The following is a 22346-nucleotide window of genomic DNA, read 5'->3' on the forward strand; positions in this document are numbered from 1 at the left end:
CATAAGGTCAAAATAGTGAAACGTATCTTAGTGGTAGACGATAACCCTGATATTTTAGAGGCATTAGATTTATTGTTGGGCTTGCACGGCTACCAAGTGATAACGGCTAATACGATAAAGGACGCGGTGTTAGCAGCCAATAACCAACGCATAAATTTGATTATTCAAGACATGAATTTTAGTCAAGGCACTACGTCTGGCGCTGAAGGAAAGTCCTTGTTTTATCAGTTGAAAGAGATTTCTACTACCACCCCGATTATTGTGATAACGGCCTGGAGTCAACTTGAGACCGCCATCGAATTAGTCAAAGCCGGCGCAACCGATTATTTACCTAAACCGTGGAATGACAGTAAGTTACTAGAACTTATTGCGGCTAATATTGAAAAGGCTAGTGATGGGATTGGCAAAACGGCCAGTGCTCCTAAAAATGCGCATACTTCATCAGACTCATGTTCGTCCCTTATTATTGAAAGCCAACCAATGAAACAGTTGATTGCTATGGCAAATAAAGTGGCACATAGTGATATTAGTGTATTGATTACGGGTGCAAATGGCAGTGGTAAAGAGCGCATTGCTGACTACATTCATCAGCACTCGGATCGTCACGCGCAACCTTTTATTAAGGTGAATATGGGTGCTTTGCCCAGTGAATTGATGGAAGCTGAATTGTTTGGTGCTGAGAAAGGTGCATACACTGGCGCCACTAACGGGCGCATTGGGCGCTTTGAAGCCGCAGACGGTGGCACATTGTTTTTGGATGAAATTGGTAATTTGTCTTTAGCTGGACAAATGAAGTTACTAAGGGTTCTGCAGACTGGACAGTTTGAACGAGTAGGGTCGAGCAATACCATTAGCGTTGATGTGCGCGTAATAAGTGCCACTAACAGCCATTTAATTGAAAGCATCGCCCAAGGCACGTTTCGAGAAGACTTATATTACCGGCTCAATGTAGTGGAATTGAATTTGCCCGCATTGTCGCAACGTCCAGACGACATCATTCCACTGGCCCGTCACTTTGTATCCCCCAATTATGAACTGAGCGAAGTCACCGAACAACTGCTCAAGCAGCAGTTATGGCCGGGCAATGTACGTGAATTAGAAAACCACTGCCAACGTGCCATGGTGTTATGCAGCGACAAACTTTTGTTACCTGAGCATTTTCTGTTGGGAGAGCCAAGTACTTGTCCGGCAGATTTGTCTTTAAACGTCCCGTCACCAAGTGAAGATAGCAAAGATACGTTGCAGGCCGTATTAGATAAACATCAATGGGTTATTGCCAGAGCAGCCAGTGAGTTGGGGTTGAGCCGCCAAGCCTTGTATCGTCGAATTGAAAAATACCAACTTAATCAGTCATCTTCGCCTTCACAAGTAGACGAACAGTAAATGCGGCTGATCATTTGTTTAGGATTATTACACGCGGGCTTAATGTTGGCGGTTTATTTCTTGGCGGCGCAACATTCTATTTATATTAGTGTTGTGCTGTTGGTGTCGTTGATTGGATCTTTTGTACTGTTAAAAAAGCAGTACAAGCGTCAGAAAATAATTTTGCAGAGCATAGAGCATGGTTTACAAAGTCTATGTGATAATGACTTTTCGGTTAGTTTACGTCAGCAAAAACATGGCGGTTATAATGGCTTAATAGAAGCATTCAATCAAACCAGTGAAAAGTTAAGGCAAGAACGCCAACGGCTCTATCAACGAGAAATGATGTTAGATAAAGTACTGAATGCCTCTCCGATGGTGACCATATTGGTTGATCATCGCGATACTGTTATTTTCACAAATAATAGTGCGCAACAAGCGTTTGAACTAAATGACTCGATTGTAGGTTGTCAGTGGAGTGCATTAGTTGAGTCACTCGCCCCAGAATTTCAGCATGCTTTACACCATCAAGGCGAGTCTATTTTTACCTTAACCGATAGGCAAGGTACACAACAAGCTTGGCATGTGACAAGTTCTAATGTGACAATCCACCAAGCGGCTCATCGATTATTTTTGCTTAAAACCATTACTCAGGAGTTATCAAAACAAGAGGTAGTACTATGGAAAAAGTAATCAGCGTTATTAGCCATGAGTTGAATAATTCAATCGCACCTATTAGTTCTATGTGTCACAGTGGTGAATTAATCGCTAAAAGTTTGGATGAACCCAAACTCAATCGCGTGTTCAGTACTATTGGCCGTAGAGTGAGTCATTTGAACGACTTTATTGAGGGCTATGCCACGTTGACTAAAATAAAACGTCCAATCAAACAAAAGGTTGATTGGCATGCGCTGACTGAGCAGTTGCAATCACTTTACCCCTTTACCTTATCTAGTCCCTTACCAGATTCAACACTTGATGCAGATTTAGCTCAGCTTGAACAAGTGCTAATTAACATTCTAAAAAACGCCCATGAAGCAGACCCATCTAAAAATGTCTCCATGAGTTTTAAACGTTCTGATAACGCAATCGAAATTAGCATTGAAGACAGTGGAACGGGAATGTCGGCCGAGGTTATTCAAAATGCGCTACTGCCGTTTTATTCAACCAAACACTCTGGTACCGGCTTAGGTTTAGCCTTATGTAGAGAAGTGATTGAGGCGCATCATGGCAAGCTGGTGTTTAACAACAAAGAAACAGGGGGCCTTTGTGTGTTAATTATCTTACCTATTCATTCTATCTAAATCTTAAACGGCACGGCTTACTGCAGTAGCTTAGGCTTCATGCCCCAAACGTGACGAAAATTTACTCTCTCCCCTAGACGACTGTAGCGTATTTTTCCTCGTTAACTTGGGCTCTATGCTGTGCTCAGCAGTGTAAGCTCTACATTGAAACGCGCATGGGCGTATAAATGCCTCTCGACACCCCTCTTGTTGTGTCTAGCGGCGTCGGATTGTTTAGCTTCAACAATGCTTCTTATCCAGATCTCAGGTTAACTAATTTTATATGCCTACTTGTTGCAATATGTCTAGAATGTCTTGTTCTAGTTGTAGTTCCCAATCTTTTTTCTCTGATATGACTAGCTGTTCAAGTAGGGGCTTAATGGGGAGTTTTAAACCTTCACAATTCAAGTTTGATTCGGGAATGGGGACCGACACTTCAACATTCGCTTTAGAATGGGGAGGATTAATAATTGGCTCAATGTCGATTCTGGTTTGAGTTTTCACTTCGGAAGAGCAATTGAGTAGAAACTTTTGCCCCAAGAGCTGTCTATTTACTTGTCCTGTCATCACAACTTTAATCGGCACTGTTAAGCTCAAATATTTATGTGTGCTCGAAAATTTAGCGCCACCAATTTTAGTGACCGTTAAATCATAAGTACCCATAGCCCATGTTCTCGCTTTTTCTTGATGTAATGTATGGGGTAAGTGCTTGTCTACTAAAGCCACGATTAGCTCGTCAGTTATGCTTTGTGCATGAGTCGTATGCACACAGGCAAGTAAAAGGCTTAGCATGATGAGAAGTTTCATTATTATGTCTCTTTTTGTTCAATGAGTGGCGGTATCGAAAGCTTATAAACGCAGTCCAAATTGTATATTGAAACAGGTTTCAGAGCTATAAAGGTTAGTCATACAACGTAAATGTTAAATAACTTACAGGCCTGGGTACGTGGCTTGCCTGAATTTTCGCTGAGCGTGTATGTATTGAAATTAGTATTATTGCGAGCAAGATTGCTAGCAGATGTGCGTTTAATGCCTAGTTCAGTTTACGTAGCGTTTAGGCTGCTTAGTTAAGCAAAGTAAAGCAAACCAAACTAAGCGTCAGGTATCTGTAACACTACTATTGTGCTTAGATTACCTATTTAGATGAGTCTCGTGAAAACGTAAGTGCTCTTCAATAAAGCTTGAGATAAAGTAGTAGCTGTGGTCGTAACCTTGATGCATTCTCAGTTCAAGTGGGTAACCACTTACTTTAGCTGCCGACTCTAGTTTTTCTGGCTTAAGTTGTTCAGTTAGAAAATCATCTGCCGCCCCTTGGTCGACTAAAGCGGGAACAAACTGGGTGGCGTTACGCATTAGCTCACTGGCATCATATTGCTGCCAAGTTGCTGTGTCATTACCTAGGTAGGCACTAAAGGCTTTTTCTCCCCAAGGGCAATAAATGGGATTGCTAATTGGGCTAAAAGCAGAACATAGAGGCGTAACGTTGTGGATTAGACATGGCGATGGTCAGCGCACCATGGCCCCCCATAGAATGACCAGCGATGGCTCGTTTATTCGAAACAGGAAAGGTAGATTCAATCAGTTCTGGCAGTTCTTTCACCACATAATCGTACATTTGGTAATGCCGATCCCACGGTGCTTGGGTGGCATTCACATAAAAACCAGCGCCTTTACCTAAATCATAGCCTTCATCATCGGCTACGTCGTCTCCTCGTGGGCTAGTGTCTGGCGCGACAATAGCGATACCTAACTTTGCAGCCATGCGCTGAGCGCCAGCTTTTTGCATAAAGTTTTCGTCGGTGCAGGTTAACCCTGATAGCCAATATAGTACTGGCACTTTCTTACCACTTGAGGCTTGTGGCGGTAAATAGATAGCGAATCGCATCTTGCAGTTGAGTACTGTAGATTGGTGGTTATATTGCTTGTGCCAACCGCCAAAACTCTTGTTAATCGTTAAATTTTCAATTGTCATGTTTAAGTCCTTAGCGCAAAAATAAAAGGCTGACGGTTAATCTTGGGAAGACTAACCGTCAGCTAAACGGGCTCTTTTGTTACGAGATTATTTGTTGAAATGAATAACGCTGCGAATACTCTCGCCTTTATGCATCAGCTCGAAAGATTGATTGATGTCTTCAAGACCCATGGTGTGTGTGATGAAATCACTCAATTTAAACTCACCAGCCAAATAACGTTCTACGTAATCTGGCAGTTCAGAACGACCTTTTACCCCACCAAATGCAGTACCACGCCACACTCGACCCGTTACTAGTTGGAAAGGACGAGTGCTGATTTCCTGCCCCGCTCCCGCTACGCCAATTATCACTGATTCGCCCCAACCTTTATGACAGCACTCAAGTGCAGAACGCATTAGGTTAACATTGCCGATACACTCAAATGAGTAATCCACGCCGCCGTCGGTCAATTCAACGATAACGTCTTGAATGGGTTTGTCGTAGTCTTTAGGGTTGATGCAATCTGTAGCGCCGAGTTTTTTGGCAAGCTCGAATTTGCTTTCGTTGATGTCGATAGCAATAATCCGACTGGCTTTCGCCATAGTTGCGCCAATCACAGCAGACAAGCCAATACCGCCTAATCCAAAGACGGCTACTGTTGCACCTTCTTCTACTTTGGCGGTATTCATTACCGCGCCCATACCTGTAGTAACACCACAGCCGAGTAAGCAGACTTCTTCTAATGGCGCGTCTTTATTAACTTTAGCCAGCGAAATTTCTGGTAGCACTGTGTACTCAGAAAAGGTTGAGCAACCCATGTAATGGAAAATTGGCTGTCCATCTTTATAAAAACGTGTAGTGCCGTCTGGCATTAAGCCTTTACCTTGGGTTTCGCGAATTTTTTGGCAGAGATTGGTTTTACCCGATAGGCAGAATTTACATTCGCCGCATTCTGGGGTGTAAAGTGGAATAACGTGATCGCCAACCGATACACTGGTTACCCCTTCACCTACTTGCTCTACAATACCGCCACCTTCGTGGCCTAAGATGACTGGGAAAATACCTTCAGGATCTTCACCAGACAAGGTAAATGCGTCGGTATGGCAAACCCCCGAAGCAATCACCTTAATTAGTACTTCTCCTTTGCGAGGTAGCATTACATCTACTTCTTCGATAGACAATGGTTGCTTAGGCCCCCAAGCGATAGCGGCTTTAGACTTAATAAATTGATCTGACATACTGAGCATCTCTTTTAGTTCGAATATGGTAAACATTATATTTGTTTCTCGAGGAATGATAATATCCTTATTTAGTAAATTACTTTTACTTACAGGTAATAATCAATGCAGTGGGAAGGAATAAACGAGTTTGTGTCGGTGGCCGAAACTGAGAGCTTTACCCAAGCTGCAAAAGCTATCCAGATTTCAACTGCCCAAGTAAGCCGTCAAGTTAGCGCGTTGGAGAAACGATTAAAGGTTAAGTTGTTTTACCGTACTACCCGCAAAGTATCATTGACCGAAGAAGGCCGAGTGTTTTATCAACATTGTCGTAGTGTACTCGATGGGCTAGATGCTGCCGAGCGTGCCCTTACTAATTTGCAGTCAACGCCTCAAGGTAAAGTTCGCCTTACAGCGTCGGTGACTTACGGCGAGCAGCAAATTTTGCCTATCATTAATGATTTTATGTTGCGTTACAGGGATGTAGAAGTAACGGCTTATTTGAGTAATCAAAGAGTAGATTTAGTAGAGCAGGGGTTCGATTTAGCTATTCGCCTCGGCAAACTCAATGACTCGTCGATGATGGCTAAAAAGCTTGGAACACGCACCAATTATCTGTGCGCGTCTCCGGCCTATTTGGATCAATATGGTGTTCCTCATTCTTTGTCTGAATTAAATAAACATAGCTGTTTATTAGGTACGCTGGACTACTGGCATTTTAGTGACGCAGGCAAAGAAAGAAATATTCGGGTGAACGGACGCCTAAGGTACAACAGTGGTTACGGTTTAGTCGATGCAGCACTTAAAGGATTAGGTATAGTGCAACTGCCCGACTATTACGTACAGCAACATATACAAAGTGGGGCGTTAGTCACCTTACTCGACAATTATCGTGAGTCTGATGAAGGAATATGGGCCGTGTACCCAAAGAACAGGCATTTATCTGCGAAAATTCGTTTGCTGGTGGATTTTTTAGCCGAACACTTAGTTGATTTGTATTAGCTATTCTGCGTATATATGAGGTACAGAGTTTGCCCTATCGTAACAACCCTTGAATATTATGTACCGACTGGTAAAATAAGGGCCTTGTCGTGTAAAAAGGTAAATATTGTGAGCAGTGGCCGTAAACTAGAGTTTGATTCTGAAGTAGCACTTGATCGCGCTATGCATGTCTTTTGGCAAAAAGGCTATGTTGGAGCATCGTTGAGCGACTTAACTCAAAGTATGGGAATAAACAAACCTAGTATGTATCGCACATTTGGCAACAAAGAGTCATTGTTTGTAAAAACCACTCAGCGCTACTTAGATACCAAAATGAAACCCCACTTAGCGCTACTATACGAGCGGGATGTGTCTTTGAAACAGCGCTTGCATAGACATATGATGTCGATTGTTGATATGCAATGTAACCAACACAATCCAATGGGCTGTTATTTAGTGTTATGTCAGTCTGAGCTAGTGAGCGGCAGTATTCCAGATGCAGCCAAGCAAGTACTTTTAGATGCCGATCTTTTGCCTAAACAGATCTACACCGACTTATTCAACACCGATCAAGAAGCAATAGAACTCGGCTTAAATAAACATGCCGCGGCTAATGCGTTGAGTGTATATACCCTATTGAAAGGCACTGCATCTATGGCTCGTTCAGCGGCTAGCCAAGCCGATCTCGAATATTCTGTTGATTCGATTATCAAGGGCATTGGTGTGCATTAAAGCTCGAATTAATCTTGTTTTAGCAACATTTGGATAATTGTCCATTCTTTAGCGTTGACTTCCTCATTTTCAAACATTCATAAATAATATTTTCCATTTTATTCAATAGCTTACATTTCTAAATTTACCTTAGTCTGCCCTTGAGCCAAGTTTTTATCTAGATCTCTGTTGACTTACTGTTACCGATCGGTACAATGCTTTCAAACCAAATTATACCGATTGGTACAATTCATGGTTAACGCTTTTTACTCATTATAGAAAGAGCATAAAGGCGATGTTGCCTATTTATATTTGAATCTGAGGAAACCTAAATGACCACTTTAAAAATCCACACTATTGAGTCAGCTCCTGAAGCAAGTAAGCCATTATTAGAAGGCTCACTGAAAGCATTTGGTATGGTACCCAATCTACATGGCGTGTTAGCCAGCGCACCAACCATCCTAGAGGGATATCAAAAGTTACATGAATTGTTTACCAACACCTCTTTTGATGCAGAAGAACTAACAGTGGTATGGCAAGGTATTAACGTTGAGCATGGTTGTCATTATTGTGTGCCTGCTCATACCGGTATTGCCCATTCAATGAAGGTTAACCCAGCGTTAATTGAAGCATTGCGTAATGAACAGCCTTTGCCGACTCCTAAGTTACAAGCCTTGTTAGATATGACTTTGATTATTGTGCGTAACCGTGGCCACGTTACAGACGAACAGCTGCAAGCTTTTTATGCTGCAGGCTATGGCGAGCAACAAATTCTAGAGATTATTTTAGGTTTGTCGCAAAAGGTAATCAGTAACTATACCAACCATATTGGTAATACCCCAGTTGATCAACCATTTGAAAAGTTTGCTTGGTCAAAAGCCTAGTACCATTTATCTATATAATTTAGAAAAGCTTAGCCAACTAATGTTGGCTATTTTTTTATCCGAATTGGTAGGTTGAAGCTGTTTATCAATAAAGGCTGATAGTAGTCAGGTATTACAGGTGCGGCCTATCAATTTAATATTGAAAAGTCTTTATGTCCCGATGCCGTGCAAAGGCGTCAACTGTAGATAAGCTAACGCCTCTTTTCAATTTACGAACTACGGTCAAAGGATTATGCCGCTTTGTCTAGTCGGCCGCTTATTCGCGTCAACAGTATGGCTAACCCAACAATGATGGCTCCTATCCAAGGGGTGTCCATAATATGCAAGTTTTCGACTATTAGTCCCCCGCCAAATGCACCTACAGCAATGCCTACATTAAAAGCGGCAATATTTAATCCCGATGCTACATCCACAGCGTTAGGAGTGTGTTTTTCGGCTAGTTTAACCACATAAACTTGTAAGCCGGGTACGTTACCAAAAGCAAATGCTCCCCATACTAAAATAGTCAACACCGCTAAAATAGGGTGAGGGGCAGTGAAGTTAAACATAAGTAACACTAAAGCTAGGCCACTAAATATAATGGTTAGTGCTGTAATAGGCCCTTGTTTATCGGCTAACTTACCTCCCCAAATATTGCCCACAGCAACGGATACTCCATAAACTAATAAAATTAGGCCAATGGCACTGGGTTCAAAACCTGTGATCTTCTGTAGGATAGGGGCTAAATAGGTGAAGGCGATAAATGAGCCGCCGTAACCTATGGCTGTTATCGCGTACACTAACAATAAACGGGGATGGGTTAATACCGTAAATTGCTCTGAAAGTTTTGCCGCCTGGGCTTGTTTCAAGTTGTTAGGCACTAACATCGCGCTACCAGCCATGGCAGCCAAGCCTAGTATTGCTACTGTCAAGAAGGTCGCTTGCCAACCGAACAATTGACCAATGTATGTTCCTAAAGGCACCCCCGTCACTAAGGCTACTGTTAAGCCTGTAAACATAATTGCTATAGCGCTCGCGCCTTTTTCTTTGGCGACTAAACCTGTGGCTATGGTGGAGCCAATCGAGAAAAATACACCGTGAGCTAAGCCGGTTAGTAGGCGAGCGATGATCAGGGCTTCAAAAGTGGGCGCTTGCCAAGGCAACCAAATTACCTATGACAAATAGTCCCATAACCGAAAGCAATACGTTTTTTCTATTCCAACCGCTAGTAAAGGCCGTCAAGACTGGTGCGCCAATGGCTACACCTACGGCATATAAGCTGACCAACAAACCAGCCGAAGGAATGCTGACATTAAGATCGTGCGCCATGACAGGCAACAACCCAACAATAACAAACTCAGTGGTCCCGATGGCAAAAGCACTCAAGGCTAATGCAAGTAAGGCGAGTGGCATAAATATCTCCAATTTGGTTAAGTGTGTAAATTAAGCAGTGCCTAGCGCACTGGTTTTTGATGGCAACATTATTAACTGCTATTCTTTTGTGATAAATATTGGTATTGGCAAATTACTTTTGTAATAAATGAGGGTTATATGGGGTTAAAAACGCGTTCTGATGATCTAGAAGTGATACTTGCCGTAACGGAGTATGGCGGGTTTTCGGCTGCAGCCGAGGCTTTAGATATGCAAGTTGCCCGTGTATCTCGTTCGGTTGCTAAAGTAGAGTCCACTTTGGGTGCCAGTATCTTTACGCGCACCACAAGAAAAGTGGCCCTAACTGACGAAGGAAGGAAATTTGTCAATCTAGTGAGTGAAGGATTAGAGAAACTGCAAATTGCAGAGTTAGATATTATTAATCGCGGCGCGTTGCCTGCCGGGCCTTTGAGGGTAGACGCTGCTAGTCCATTTCTGTTTCACCAAATCATACCAGTGATTGATCAATTCAGACGGGCTTATCCTGATATAGAATTAACCTTAAGTTCGAATGAGGAGTTCGTGGACTTAATTGAAAAAAGAACAGATGTTGCTATTAGGATAGGTAAATTAGAAGATTCTTCTTTAAAAGCCAGAGCATTAGGCAGAAGCCCTTTGTATATTGTCGCCAGTCCGGAATATTTGCAACAGCATAGCAAACCGCAAACGCCAGAGGATTTAGCCAAGCATCAATTAATCGGCTTTTTAAACAATAAAGTGTTAAACAAGTGGCCGCTAAAAGGGCAAGCGAATATGACTTCTGCTTTGATTACTCCAACGTTAACCGCTAGTAATGGTGAGAGTGTGAGGCAATTAGCTTTAACCGGTAATGGCGTTGCTTGTTTATCGGGTTTTATGATTGGTGAAGATGTCGCTAGCGGTAGGTTGGTAAAACTGTTAGAACCTTATTTGATATCGAATACCGACAGAGAATTGATAAACGCGGTGTATTATCCTGCATCGACTACAGCCAAGAGAATTCGCGTCTTTATCGACTTTATTCAAGCCAATTTAACCTTAGATGCATAAACAAAAGGCGACCTAGGTCGCCTCGCTATGTGAATGACTAACGCATTACTACCATAGGAATCTCGCTTTGCTCCAGCATTTTTGTGGTATTGCTGCCTACAAAAAACTGGCGTAATTTCGAGTGACCAAATGCGCCCATTACTACTAAGTCAATACTATGCTCGCTTTGATAGGCCATTAGAGAGTTAAAAATATTGCCGTCAAGTAACGAGGCCGTGACAGTAAAGCCTTTTTCTTCGAGTTTTTGTTTAGCTGATTGTAATTTTGTATCGAGGTTTTTCTCGTTATTTTTTACTGAAACTAAATGGCAATGCAGACCATGCAATAGTCCACCATCAATAACTTTCTGTAAGGCTTTATCAGCTGTCTCTCTGCCATCATAAGCAATCATAAAAGATTTGGGTGTTCTAAATATTCTCGGCACAAGCAATACAGGCTGGCAAGCTTGGCGTAATAACGTTTCTATATTTGAACCCATCGCACTAAAATTGCCATCATGGCCTTGGCCGCTACGCCCAATCACGATAAGGCGCGTTTTATCTGATAAGTCGGCAATGGCTTCGACTAAATTACCGTGCCTTTGTACCGAATCAACTTGCTCTGCGCCTGAAGCTTTGGCTTGTTCTACAACATGCTCTAGCAATTCTTTACCTAATTGCAGGGCCACTTTACCTCGTTGTTCGTCCAGCTTAGTCATCTCTTCAAGTAACGCTGAGCGCGCCCCAAGGCCTATAGCACCACTAAGGTCGTCGGCGCCATGCTGCTGTTGTTTCTCTAGCGTGTGTAAGAACAGCATGGGCTTGTTGAGCTTGTTTGATGCCCATACTGCGGCTGACGTAACAGCTTGAGTAATGGCAGAGCCATCTACACAGGTAACTATGTTTTTCATCATATTCTCCTTAATGTCCGCCAAATAGCTTTTCGACTTCTTTGGGGTCATTGTGTACACCGAATTTATCAACGACTGTGGCAGTTGCTTCGTTCATTCCAATAATGTTGACTGTTGCACCTTCTCGTCTGAATTTGATCACCACTTTGTCTAATGATGTGACGGCTGTGATATCCCAAAAATGTGCATGGCTTAAATCAATTACTACTGTTTCGGCGGCTTCTTTAAAATCAAATTGATTGACAAACTGCTCAGCTGAAGCAAAAAATACTTGGCCGACTACTTCGTAGGTTCGCACATTATCCTGTTCAGAGTGATGTGAATTAACCACCATAAAGCGGCCAATTTTATTAGAGAAGAATAAGGTGGCTAACAATACGCCTACAAAAACACCAAGAGCTAAGTTATGAGTCGCTACCACTACTATGACTGTGCTGATCATCACAACATTTGAAGACAAAGGAAGTTTGCGTAAATCTGTAATCGACGACCAAGAAAATGTCCCTATGGACACCATGATCATGACGGCTACTAATGCAGCCATAGGAATTTGACGCACCCACTCATCTAGGAACACCACTAAGATGATTAAGAAGAAGCCTGCTATAAATGTGGACAATCGTCCTCTACCACCAGATTTAACGTTGATGATTGACTGACCTATCATGGCACAACCGGCCATACCGCCAAATAAGCCGGCACCGATATTGGCAATACCTTGACCTTTACATTCTCTGTTTTTGTCACTCGTGGTGTCGGTTAAATCGTCCACTATGGTGGCTGTCATCATCGACTCGAGTAAGCCTACAACAGCAAGGCCCAATGAATAAGGCAGGATTATCATCAGGGTTTCCATATTAAGTGGTACGTCTGGCCATAAAAAGATTGGCAAGGTATCGGGTAGTTCACCCATGTCACCTACCGTGCGAATATCTAAACCAAGTAACATAGCGACTATGGTCATAGACACAATACAGACAAGTGGTGATGGAATAATTTTGCCGATTGTAGGTATATAAGGGAATAGATAAATAATGCCTAATCCTGCAGCTGTCATAGCGTAAACGTGCCTAAGGTAACGTCTGTCAGTTCTGGCAATTGGGCCATAAATATAAGTATGGCCAAAGCATTAACAAAACCTGTTACCACAGAGCGCGAGACAAAGCGCATTAAGCTGCCCAATTTTAGATAGCCAGCTAATATTTGCAGTACACCTGTCAGTAATGTAGCGACGAGCAGATATTCTAAGCCATGTTCTTTAACTAAGGTGACCATCAACAAAGCCATAGCACCTGTAGCCGCAGAAATCATACCATGGTCTGCCACCCACAAAAGCAATGACCACCGCAATACAAAATGATGCGTATAAACCGACCTTTGGATCAACGCCAGCAATAATTGAAAAAGCAATGGCTTCAGGTATCAGGGCTAATGCCACTACGATACCGGCAAGCACATCACCACGAATATTAGAGAACCACTCTCTTTTCATGTTTTCGAGCATGTATATAACCTAATTTGTAAGTTTTCCTCTACAGCAGAAGAAAATATGATTGTATTTAAAAAGAATAAATTTTGCGTATGACGCTGTAAAAATGCACTTAACTTCAGGTCCATTGAAAAAGTGCGTTTGAAGCGGAATTTTTAGCTAGGGAGGGTTACCTCTCAACAGCCAATTCCTTGTTTTGTTATGTGGCGTGGATCATACAGTCTTTGTAATTTGGTCACAAATACAAGTTTTCATTCAGACTATCAATTGTGGACTATGGGAGGTTTGTTTAGGTAAAGGTGTAAATTTTAGGTAATTGATGTTAATTGTTTACAATAAGTTGATAGAATAACTACATTCTTATTGAAAATGTAACTTTAGAGGCCCACATGTGCATGAACTCAGTTAAAGAACTGGCATTGTTGCGAACCACTATATTGTTTGTCGTCACTGCCTTCATTTCCATCAGCTCGGTAGCGAAAACAACTCAGCCTAATATTTTATGGATTATTACCGATGATCAACGACCTGATTCGGTATCTGCTTACAACCAGGCTGTATATGGAAAAAAGCAAAGCCCTTTGGGATACGTTGAATCACCTAACGCCGATAAACTTGCCGCTGAAGGGGTGTTATTTACCCAAGCGTTCACAAACTCGCCAGTTTGCGGCCCGTCTCGTGGCTCGATGCACTCGGGACGGTATCCATTTAGAAATGGTCATTATGCCTTTGAGTTAACCCATCAAAACCCGGATTTTGTCAAACCTACAGTATCTGAGGTCATGCGCAGCAATGGCTACGCGACTTCTACTTTTGGCAAAGAAGATCACTATATTTATAAATGGGGGCCGGGTCAGGGCTTTCACAATGCGCAATTATTTGATGTAAAAGTACATTTTAAAAATGACTTGCAAAAAAACGGCTTGGGCGACTTATTTACCAAAGCTCAATACGACAAAAACTACAATGTAATTGGTACCGCAGAGACAGTGCTGTATCCAGATGGCAGCGAACGTAAATACTTTTTAAAACGAAATAAAGCAGAACTCACTGCTGAAGATTTGGCGGCTAGAAAAGCCACCGACCAAGAATTCGATATATTACGGGCTTACACGCGAGGCAATACTGATTTGATCCTTGGGGAGTCAACCCTAAGCCAGCGGGCGAAACAATTGACGCTTACATAGTAAAAGAATTTCAGCATTACTTACAAAATGCCAATCAAGAATATCCGTCGTTGTGGGGTAAAAAAATGCAGGGAGCGGATGCCACTAAGCCGCAGTTTCTGCACCTAGGCTTCCATTTACCTCATACGCCTGTCTTACCGCCTAAGTCTTTTAGAGATAGATTCAAAGATAAAACGTACCAAGTGCCAGACTTTAGTGAAGCTGAGTTAGCAAAACTGCCAAAACAGTTGTTAGGCATTTACAAAACTTCAAAGATGAAAGGTATGTCAGATGATGAAATTCAGCAGGCGATTCAAGATTATTATGCTTTTTGTGCCTACGGTGATTTCTTAATTGGCGAGGCGGTTGAGACATTTAAACAGTACAGCGAAAAGAATAATCAAGAGTACGTCATTATTTACACAGTGGGCGATCACAGTTGGCATTTAGGTGAACAAGGTATGGAAGCTAAATTTGGTCCTTGGCAACAATCTGTAGGCAATGCGGCGATAGTCGTTTCGTCTGATAAATCTTTGCTTCCTGCCAATAAAGTGAATACAGACTTGGTGGAGTTTGTCGATTTTGCTCCTACTATCATGGCTGCTGGTGGGGTTGATGCAAGTGCACCTAAGTATGACTATTTAGATGGGGTGAGTTTATTTGATGTTTATAAGCAAACGGTACCTAAACGCGACTACGTATTGGGCGAAATTAATGTGATTGTGGGCCCACGTGCATACCTACATAGCCAACGTTTCCGTTTTTCTATGCGAACTCGTCCCTTTAGTAATATTAAGTTAAAGCCTAATCAATTAGGTAAAGACCTAAAGTGGGCGCTCACTGCACCAGCCGAAAAAGTTGAGATGGCTTTGTATGATTTAGAAAAAGATCCTAAGGAACAAAATAATGTCGCTTATGATAGTCAATATCTGGGATTGGCCAATTGGTTTAGGAATAAACTAGGTAATATTGTATTGGGAGATAACCGTATAGAAGCCGACTGGAGTCAGGCTAACAGTTATCACTTGAGTAACTTTGCTGTTGGTGCCGATGATAAAAAATTGAATATTCCTAAGAATCTGATACCAAACTAATAATCAGTGCTTTTAGTGAACCTAGAAGAAACTGCAAAATGGATTGAGAATAATGAGTCATGTAAACAATACAATAGTCATAACGGGAACCAGCCGAGGCATCGGTTTAGGTTTATGTCAACACTACTTACAATCTGGTTGGAGAGTGATTGCGACTCATAGACCGAATGCTATTGGTAGCGAATTACACGCTCTTGAAGAGCAATATGGGGATAGCTTGAGATTGGCTGAACTAGATCTGTGCGATGAGCAATCTATTCTAAGGTTTGCGAATGAGATGACCAGTCAATTGAGCCAAATTAGGGTGTTAATTAATAACGCTGGTGTGTCTGTTAACAGAGATTTTGGTGCTTGGGATCAAGCTTCATTCTTGACTAACTTCAACGCTAACCTAGTGGGGCCGGCCTTACTTATTCAAGGGCTTTACCCATTATTAAGTGAAGCGACAAAAGTCGTGCAAATTTCAACTGGTTTAGCTTCGATACAAGACAATATTGGCGCTGATGGGCCTTTTGATGCTTATGCCGTGAGTAAAGTGGCCCTTAATCTGTTGACCGTAAGATTAGCTAATAGGGAGCAAACTAAAAAGTCAATTTTTTGTGCGATGAGCCCTGGTTGGGTAAAAACCGACATGGGGGGAGCTGAGGCTCCAACCAGTGTGACTGACGTATCGGCACAAATTTATACTACGATTGAAAAGTTAACCGCTGAACAGTCTGGCGCGTATCTAGATTGCTCAGGGCAAGTTATTGCTTGGTGATAAATGACGTGGCGAGCAACCTGCAATAGGTTGCTTTCGCATTTTTTTATAACGTTTAGCGCATAAAAAGAGTAAAATTCAATTTTTAGGTAATAACCTTCCATAAAGGCTGCTAAGGAATTGATGTGAGCTGGATCTTTTTTACATTGGGCGCGGTAGTAATGCAGACCTTTCGCAACGCTCTGCAGAGTAAGTTGAGTGCAACAGTTAGCACATCAGGGGTAACCCTTGCCCGATTTTTGTTTGCACCGCCCATCGCCTTACTCTATCTGTTCTTATTGTACCGTTTTTCTGAGCAAATCATTCCGGAGTTTAATACAAAATTTATCGTTTTGGTGTTGCTCGCTTCCGTATTGCAAATAGCGGCTACTTCTTTAATGGTGATCTTATTTAAGCAAAAGAACTTTGCAGTGGGAGCGGGGCTAGCGAAAAGTGAAGCCTTAGTGGCTGGTGTAGTGGGCACCATTTTTTTGGTAGTCAGCTTAGCCTGTTTGGCTGGATAGGTATTTTTGTTGGTGCTGCTGCGGTTTTTATATTAAGTGGGGGGGCAGAAAAGGGCAGCTTAGCGTCAAAACCATATTAATAGGATTAGCTTGCGGTACCTGTTTTGCCTTAACTTCTTTGTATGTGCGTGAAGCCGCTCATTTACTAAATGTGCCTTTCCCCCACAGTGCAGCTTGGGTGCTGTTGTGGGTATTATGTATTCAAACAAGTTTGTTGGTAACTTACATTGCTATCAAGAATAGACAGACATTTGTCTTGCTAAAACAAAACGCTAAGATGACGTTCAGCACCAGTTTAACTAGTTGTTTGGGGTCTATCTGCTGGTTTAGCGCTATGGCGTTACACCACGTCGCTTATGTTAAAACATTAGGGCAGATAGAAGTGTTATTTACTATGCTAATCGCGGTGTTTTGGTTGAAAAATCCTGTAAAAAAGCATGAAGTGATTGGTTTATTGTTGATTGCTTTTGCTGCCGTTTTAGTGATGTGGGCTTAAGGCTGTGTGGGCCGAATGAGTGCAGAGTGAAGCAGCATGAAAAATAAAGCCGAGTTGAGTTATGCCGTGCCGGCGGGGCCTTGGCACATAGAGCTAGAAGTCAAGCGTAGCAAGTTTTTAACCCTAGCCAATAATGCTAGCTCAAGACAAGAAGCCGATGATTTTGTGCGTTCGTTGCGAGAGCTGCATCCGCAAGCGAGTCATGTTTGTTGGGCCTATATAGCGGGTGCGCCAAACACCACTGTTCGTTCAATGAGTGACGATGGAGAGCCTAGTGGTACGGCGGGGATGCCCATGTTGAAAGTGCTTGAGCATAGTGGTTTGGGTGACATAGTGGTAGCGGTAGTACGTTACTTTGGTGGCACTAAGTTAGGTACTGGTGGTTTACAGCGGGCTTATTCAGATGCCGTGGCTCAAGTGCTGTCTGCTATGCCAACAAAGACCAAGGTTGCGCGAAATCAGCTCAAGCTCAGCTACGACTATGAGTTTGAAGGTGCTGTTACTCGGCTGATTGGTCGGTATGATGTTGAAAACATCCAAGCTGATTATGCGGCAAATGTGGTGAGTTTAGTGGGGGTGGCGAGCAGTGAATTAGGCGAGTTCAAAGCCGAACTAATCAACATAACCAGTGGCAGAATCACTATTTTTGTCGACGGAGAACACGAACAATAAAAAAGCGCCAAATGGCGCTTTTTTCGTTTTATGCCCGCGCTTTACTCAACCTACGAACTGGCCATGCTAGCAGCGTAAACAAACCTCCAAAGCGTTTTCTTAGATCTTCTAATATCATGTATAAGCAAGGTACTAGTATCAGCGTCACCATAGTCGCGTATAGCACTGCAAAACCTAAGCCTACTGCCATAGGTATAACAAATTTTGCCTGTAAGCTGGTTTCAAACATAATAGGCAATACTCCAGCAAAGGTAGTGATAGAGGTGAGTGTGATTGCCCTGAATCTTGCACAGCCCGCTTCGGTAACCGATTCTAAAATAGAGTAGCCTTCTTTTCGTCTTTGATTGACGAAGTCGGTCATCACTAAGCTGTCATTAATCACCACCCCCGCAGCGGCGATTAAGCCAAATGCCGACATCATGCTGAGGTCAAGACTAAACAAATAGTGTCCCCAAATAGCTCCGGTAAAGCTAAACGGAATAACTGACATGATAATCAGCGGCTGCCCATAACTTTTTAATGGCACAGCCAGCAGAATATAAACGATCAACATACCTGCAATAAAGAAAGCTACCTGCTCATCTTGTTGGGCTTGCTGTTCTTCAATATCACCACCTAGTTCCGATTTTACGCCTGGGAATTTAGATTTAAGCTGGGGCAATAGTTTTTCATCTACTTGTTTGATGACCTCATTCGGCTCAACGGCTTCTTCATCAATTGAGCCATATACATAGACACTTCTATAGCCACCTTCCCGACGAATACGATTAATACCCGGCTTTTCGGTTAGGGTGACTACATCGCCTAGCATCACTTCTTGGCCGCTAGGTGTAGTGAGTACTGCATATTTTAGCTCAGCAAAACGTTCCCGGGTTAGCTTAGGGTAACGCACCATAACACGTACTTCTTCGCCATCACGAATAACCCGCTGGGCTTCACCACCAAAGAAACTATTACCCACTTGATTGGCGATGGACGCTAAATCTAAACCTAGGTCAAAAGCGACAGGTAGTAAGTCGATTTGGATTTCTTTACTAGCTGGGTCAATGGATGAGCTAATATCAAAAAGCCCCTCTTGCTGTTGCAACATAGAGATGAAATCACGACCGGCAGCGTTCAACATTTCGATATCTGCCCCAAATAACATGTAACCAAATTCACCGTTACCGTTGTTATTGCCATTAATGCTATCTTGAATGTTAATTGACTTCATCCACAGGTATTATCGGCATTGCTTCGCGCCATCTTCTGGCTAGTTCAAAGGCGTCAAAGTGCCTTTCTTCTTCGATCACGAGCGGGGCGAGTAGGCGGGCCTCGGTGCGGCCTTGGTTAAATACCATGATGTCTTGCAGCATAGTACTGCCATATTCATCAATGACTTCTTGGTCCACCTTCTGCACCATTTTTTCAATGATTTGTAATGCGTTGATGGTCGCTTCATCCGAAACGTTATCGTTCATTTCGATGCTGATCCCTGGGAAATCGTGAGGGACTTTAGGTTGAGGGATGGTGCGAACATAGTTTGCTGCAATTAGCCCCCAACTTATCATCAGCAGAGCAACGAAGGTCGCTAACACCATCCAGCGCCACTCGATACAGCGAACAATAAAGTTCTTATATGGTCCGTTTACAAAACCAAAAAATCGTTTGTTAAACTTGTCTCGCCAGCTGTTTTCTTTAACTGGGGTGAATTTTATATGCGCTATATGAGCGGGTAAAATCCATTTTGATTCGATTAAACTAAACACCAAACATAAAATAACCACGGTGGCGATATTGACAAAAAAAGCGCCTTCAGGACCTTTCGAGAAAATAAAAGGTGCAAACACTGCAATAGTGGTCAATACACCAAATGTAGCTGGGGTGGCTACACGCTTTGCGCCGCGAATAACGTTTTCGACGCCCCCGCCTTTGGACTCTATTTCACTATAGGCGGATTCGCCGATGACAATGGCGTCGTCCACCACAATCCCTAGCACCATAATAAATGCGAACAAAGACAAGATATTAATAGTAATGCCAAACACAGGCATCATCATGACGGCACCCAAGAAGCATATTGGCAAGCCTACCATTACCCAAAATGCTAACCTGAATCGCAAGAAAATTGTCAGCATAAAGGCTACTAAAATAGCACCTTGAGCAAGGTTTTTAAGCATCATTTCTAGGCGAGCATTAAGGTAAAAGGTCATATCGACCAATACTTTTATTTCTAATCCTTCTGGTAACGTTTTGTTTCTGGCTTCTATGTATTTATGCACAGACTCAGCTACTGGCACCATACTTTGATCTTTGGTGGCTTTAACTGACATATATAGCGCGTTTTTACCTGAGTATTTGAAATAGCGCTCTCCTTCGGTGAAGCCATCTTGAATGGTCGCCACGTCTTCTAGGTAAACTTTGGCACCATTTTTACCTATCTTGACAGGAATGTGTCTAAACTCGTCGCCACTGTAATATTGGTTTTCAACCCGAACCGCAATGATGCCAGAGTCGGTACGAAGTTGTCCGGCAGAGATATTTGCTGAATGTCGCCTAATGGCTTGAGTTATGTCATTTATAGTTAAATCATATTTGCGTAAGGTATCAGGGTCGATTTCAATGGCAATTTCATCCAATGGAGAATCCATTTGCACCAATGATACGTTATTCAGTTGTAGTAATTCGTCTTCTATCTGCTTGGCGATAGGTTTAAGCTCGGTAATGGGTAAATCGCCAACCAAAGACATTTCGATTACATCTTGGCGGAATTCGACTTGAGAAATATTTGCCGGTTCCATTGCTGCAGGGAAGGTGGCAATACTGTCGACTCTCGCTTTTACTTTGTCTAAAACATCAGTCAGCTTTTCATCTTTTTCTATTTCTAAAGTAATTGAACCACTACCTCGGTTTGCGCGCGATACCGCTTTTTTTATTTCGGTGATATCTTTTAATGATTCTTCAATTTTGATCAGGATGCTTTCTTCGATCTCTTGCGGTGATGCTCCGCGATAAACCGTACTAATATTGATGTAGTTGATCTCAATATTAGGAAACATTTGTTTTTGAATCGTAGCAAAACTAAATGCGCCCATAATTAATATGAAAAACATCATTAAGTTTGCTGCTACTGAGTTATTGGCAAAAAATGCAATTAAACCTGTTTCTTTAGGCACATTAATAGGGGTTGTTCAACGTTCGCCAACTGGTTGTCGTGTTCGCTATTCATAATTTTGGCCTTAATTATTGTTGAACGACTAGGTCTGGTTCTGGCTCTGCAATTTTAACCTTCATACCTTTTTGCGGATACTCTGGTAAGGTTGTGATTAACTTATCTTGATCTTGTAAGCCTTCACTAATTAAAAAATATGTGCCTTCTTCACGGAGTATATTTACTCGTTTTGGCTGCATTTGTTGTTCTTCGTCCAATACCCAAATAATCCGGTTATTCACGAGTGTTTGCGGTAACCGATAAACTTGGCTTAAGGTTTCACCACCAAAGGTCACTTCTACGTAATGGCCAAATTTCAATGGTGGTAAGTTAGACTTTACACTGTAGGGGTCTGCTACTCGCACGACTAATTGGCTCATGCGCGTGTCTTGATCGATTATGCCTAAATCTCGGCTAATGGTGGCCTCTCGTTCTATTGGGTCATAACCTTTGGTTCTTACTGTCGCTTTTTGTTGTGCAATGTCTAAGGGTAAGAATTCACGATCAAAGCCAGCTATTGGGAATGAAATTTCTGCGGTTTCGATATTATAAATCTGAGCAATTTGTGTACCTTGGGTGACATATTGGCCAACCCCTATATTTCGTGACACGATCAATGCGTCGTACGGCGCTTTTACTACGCAGTTGTCTAGGTCGCGTAAAGCTATTTTTAAACGAGATTGAGCTGACTTAACCGCGGCTTGGGCGCTAAGTAATTGAGGCTTACGTAAATATAAGTCAGAAATTTTATTCGAGGCTAATCCCTTGGCTTCTCGTTTTGCTACGTCGGCCCTAGCTTGCTCTTCGATTAGTTGAGACTGAGCTAAGGTTAGATTGGCTTCTGCTTGCAATAGTGCTGCTTCGTATGTGTCTTTCTCGATATTAAAAAGTGTGTCTCCACGCAATACCAAGCCTCCACTAACAAAATTGGGATGCCAGCTAATGACTTCACCAGATACTTGGGCCGACAACATTGTACTTTCCAGCGGAGCTACTTCGCCGTAGCTGGTGATTTGCACTTGATAGTCTTGGGCTATCGCAGTTTCAATTTTTACTGTAGGGCGAGTATCTACAGCGTTTTTTTCCTCTTCTCCTTCTGCCGAAGCTTTAATGGCGGTTAATCCGGCGAAACCTACGACTAAAATTAGTAAAGGTAAAGCGCCTTTCATCCATGTCTTTTTCATTGTCATTACCCAGTAGCATTATTTTTAAGCAAATATAATAACGTAGAATAATGTCGACACCTATTGTCATTTGT

The 22346-nt window shown here is 42.4% G+C and carries 15 protein-coding genes and 5 pseudogenes; 12 read left to right on the forward strand and 8 right to left on the reverse strand.

Features of this window, described 5'->3' with window-relative positions; genetic code table 11:
* The first annotated feature begins 15 nt into the window (after nt 1-15).
* From RS130_RS05995 to RS130_RS06005, 3 genes are read left to right on the forward strand one after another with little or no spacing between them, the layout of a single operon-like run.
* Nucleotides 16-1383 carry a sigma-54-dependent transcriptional regulator gene (locus RS130_RS05995; protein ID WP_316025204.1) on the forward strand — a complete coding sequence of 456 codons (1368 nt, stop codon included), beginning with the start codon at nt 16-18 and terminating at the stop codon, nt 1381-1383.
* On the forward strand, nt 1384-2055 hold the full coding sequence (locus tag RS130_RS06000) for a hypothetical protein (RefSeq protein WP_316025205.1): 672 nt from the start codon (nt 1384-1386) through the stop codon (nt 2053-2055).
* Entirely contained in the window at nt 2043-2666 is a 624-nt protein-coding gene (locus RS130_RS06005) for a sensor histidine kinase (RefSeq protein ID WP_316025206.1), read from the forward strand. Before RS130_RS06000 ends, RS130_RS06005 begins: the two co-directional genes overlap by 13 nt.
* Nucleotides 2667-2924: 258 nt before the next feature.
* On the opposite strand, the gene RS130_RS06010 is transcribed toward RS130_RS06005, so the two are convergent.
* The 3 genes and pseudogenes from RS130_RS06010 to RS130_RS06020 all read right to left on the reverse strand — a co-directional run bounded on the left by RS130_RS06010 (nt 2925) and on the right by RS130_RS06020 (nt 5835).
* Entirely contained in the window at nt 2925-3452 is a 528-nt protein-coding gene (locus tag RS130_RS06010) for a hypothetical protein (RefSeq protein WP_316025207.1), read from the reverse strand.
* Nucleotides 3453-3776: 324 nt separating this feature from the next.
* Nucleotides 3777-4617: pseudogene (gene fghA, locus RS130_RS06015) on the reverse strand (S-formylglutathione hydrolase).
* 87 nt (nt 4618-4704) lie between these two features.
* Entirely contained in the window at nt 4705-5835 is a 1131-nt protein-coding gene (locus RS130_RS06020) for an S-(hydroxymethyl)glutathione dehydrogenase/class III alcohol dehydrogenase (protein WP_316025208.1), read from the reverse strand.
* Nucleotides 5836-5940: 105 nt separating this feature from the next.
* Between RS130_RS06020 and RS130_RS06025 the strand changes: the two genes are divergently transcribed.
* From RS130_RS06025 to RS130_RS06035, 3 genes are all read left to right on the forward strand, one after another.
* Nucleotides 5941-6816 (forward strand): LysR substrate-binding domain-containing protein, encoded by an 876-nt coding sequence (locus RS130_RS06025; RefSeq protein ID WP_316025209.1) that lies wholly within the window; start codon nt 5941-5943, stop codon nt 6814-6816.
* Between the two features lie 108 nt (nt 6817-6924).
* Entirely contained in the window at nt 6925-7527 is a 603-nt protein-coding gene (locus tag RS130_RS06030; protein ID WP_316025210.1) for a TetR/AcrR family transcriptional regulator, read from the forward strand.
* 311 nt (nt 7528-7838) lie between these two features.
* Nucleotides 7839-8390 (forward strand): carboxymuconolactone decarboxylase family protein, encoded by a 552-nt coding sequence (locus RS130_RS06035; protein WP_316025211.1) that lies wholly within the window; start codon nt 7839-7841, stop codon nt 8388-8390.
* 230 nt (nt 8391-8620) lie between these two features.
* Here RS130_RS06035 and RS130_RS06040 read toward each other — a convergent pair.
* Nucleotides 8621-9782 (reverse strand): annotated as a pseudogene (locus tag RS130_RS06040) (MFS transporter).
* Between the two features lie 138 nt (nt 9783-9920).
* Between RS130_RS06040 and RS130_RS06045 the strand changes: the two are divergent.
* Entirely contained in the window at nt 9921-10829 is a 909-nt protein-coding gene (locus RS130_RS06045) for a LysR substrate-binding domain-containing protein (protein ID WP_316025212.1), read from the forward strand.
* A gap of 37 nt (nt 10830-10866) precedes the next feature.
* Here RS130_RS06045 and RS130_RS06050 read toward each other — a convergent pair whose 3' ends face one another.
* Both RS130_RS06050 and RS130_RS06055 read right to left on the reverse strand, forming a co-directional pair.
* The gene (locus RS130_RS06050; protein WP_316027985.1) at nt 10867-11718 is read right to left on the reverse strand and encodes a universal stress protein; all 852 of its coding nucleotides are present in this window, start codon (nt 11716-11718) and stop codon (nt 10867-10869) included.
* Nucleotides 11719-11728: 10 nt separating this feature from the next.
* Nucleotides 11729-13222, reverse strand: a pseudogene (locus RS130_RS06055) (SulP family inorganic anion transporter).
* Between the two features lie 380 nt (nt 13223-13602).
* On the opposite strand from RS130_RS06055, the gene RS130_RS06060 reads away from it, so the two are divergent.
* From RS130_RS06060 to RS130_RS06080, 5 genes and pseudogenes are all read left to right on the forward strand, one after another.
* Entirely contained in the window at nt 13603-14394 is a 792-nt protein-coding gene (locus RS130_RS06060) for a sulfatase-like hydrolase/transferase (protein ID WP_316025213.1), read from the forward strand.
* Nucleotides 14395-14444: 50 nt separating this feature from the next.
* Nucleotides 14445-15467, forward strand: coding sequence for a sulfatase-like hydrolase/transferase (locus tag RS130_RS06065; RefSeq protein WP_316025214.1), 1023 nt, complete (start codon nt 14445-14447; stop codon nt 15465-15467).
* A gap of 52 nt (nt 15468-15519) precedes the next feature.
* Nucleotides 15520-16227: an SDR family NAD(P)-dependent oxidoreductase gene (locus RS130_RS06070; protein WP_316025215.1), complete on the forward strand. Its 708-nt coding sequence runs from the start codon at nt 15520-15522 to the stop codon at nt 16225-16227.
* A gap of 125 nt (nt 16228-16352) precedes the next feature.
* A pseudogene (locus RS130_RS06075) lies at nt 16353-17226 on the forward strand (EamA family transporter).
* 36 nt (nt 17227-17262) lie between these two features.
* Nucleotides 17263-17898: a YigZ family protein gene (locus RS130_RS06080; protein WP_316025216.1), complete on the forward strand. Its 636-nt coding sequence runs from the start codon at nt 17263-17265 to the stop codon at nt 17896-17898.
* Between the two features lie 28 nt (nt 17899-17926).
* Here RS130_RS06080 and RS130_RS06085 read toward each other — a convergent pair.
* Nucleotides 17927-20993 (reverse strand): annotated as a pseudogene (locus RS130_RS06085) (efflux RND transporter permease subunit).
* Between the two features lie 127 nt (nt 20994-21120).
* Nucleotides 21121-22272: an efflux RND transporter periplasmic adaptor subunit gene (locus RS130_RS06090; RefSeq protein WP_316025217.1), complete on the reverse strand. Its 1152-nt coding sequence runs from the start codon at nt 22270-22272 to the stop codon at nt 21121-21123.
* Nucleotides 22273-22346: the final 74 nt, after the last annotated feature.

The organism is Paraglaciecola aquimarina (assembly GCF_032464635.1).
Taxonomy (GTDB): Bacteria; Pseudomonadota; Gammaproteobacteria; order Enterobacterales; family Alteromonadaceae; genus Paraglaciecola; species Paraglaciecola aquimarina.

What these genes read in the sequence shown, in the direction of transcription:
- RS130_RS06010 (WP_316025207.1), bottom strand. Translation starts at nt 3,452, where the DNA reads ATGAAACTTCTCATCATGCTAAGCCTTTTACTTGCCTGTGTGCATACG.
- RS130_RS06000 (WP_316025205.1), top strand. Translation starts at nt 1,384, where the DNA reads ATGCGGCTGATCATTTGTTTAGGATTATTACACGCGGGCTTAATGTTG.
- RS130_RS06060 (WP_316025213.1), top strand. Translation starts at nt 13,603, where the DNA reads ATGAACTCAGTTAAAGAACTGGCATTGTTGCGAACCACTATATTGTTT.
- RS130_RS06025 (WP_316025209.1), top strand. Translation starts at nt 5,941, where the DNA reads ATGCAGTGGGAAGGAATAAACGAGTTTGTGTCGGTGGCCGAAACTGAG.
- RS130_RS06090 (WP_316025217.1), bottom strand. Translation starts at nt 22,272, where the DNA reads ATGAAAAAGACATGGATGAAAGGCGCTTTACCTTTACTAATTTTAGTC.
- RS130_RS06045 (WP_316025212.1), top strand. Translation starts at nt 9,921, where the DNA reads ATGGGGTTAAAAACGCGTTCTGATGATCTAGAAGTGATACTTGCCGTA.
- RS130_RS06080 (WP_316025216.1), top strand. Translation starts at nt 17,263, where the DNA reads ATGAAAAATAAAGCCGAGTTGAGTTATGCCGTGCCGGCGGGGCCTTGG.
- RS130_RS06070 (WP_316025215.1), top strand. Translation starts at nt 15,520, where the DNA reads ATGAGTCATGTAAACAATACAATAGTCATAACGGGAACCAGCCGAGGC.
- RS130_RS06035 (WP_316025211.1), top strand. Translation starts at nt 7,839, where the DNA reads ATGACCACTTTAAAAATCCACACTATTGAGTCAGCTCCTGAAGCAAGT.
- RS130_RS06005 (WP_316025206.1), top strand. Translation starts at nt 2,043, where the DNA reads ATGGAAAAAGTAATCAGCGTTATTAGCCATGAGTTGAATAATTCAATC.
- RS130_RS06020 (WP_316025208.1), bottom strand. Translation starts at nt 5,835, where the DNA reads ATGTCAGATCAATTTATTAAGTCTAAAGCCGCTATCGCTTGGGGGCCT.
- RS130_RS06050 (WP_316027985.1), bottom strand. Translation starts at nt 11,718, where the DNA reads ATGAAAAACATAGTTACCTGTGTAGATGGCTCTGCCATTACTCAAGCT.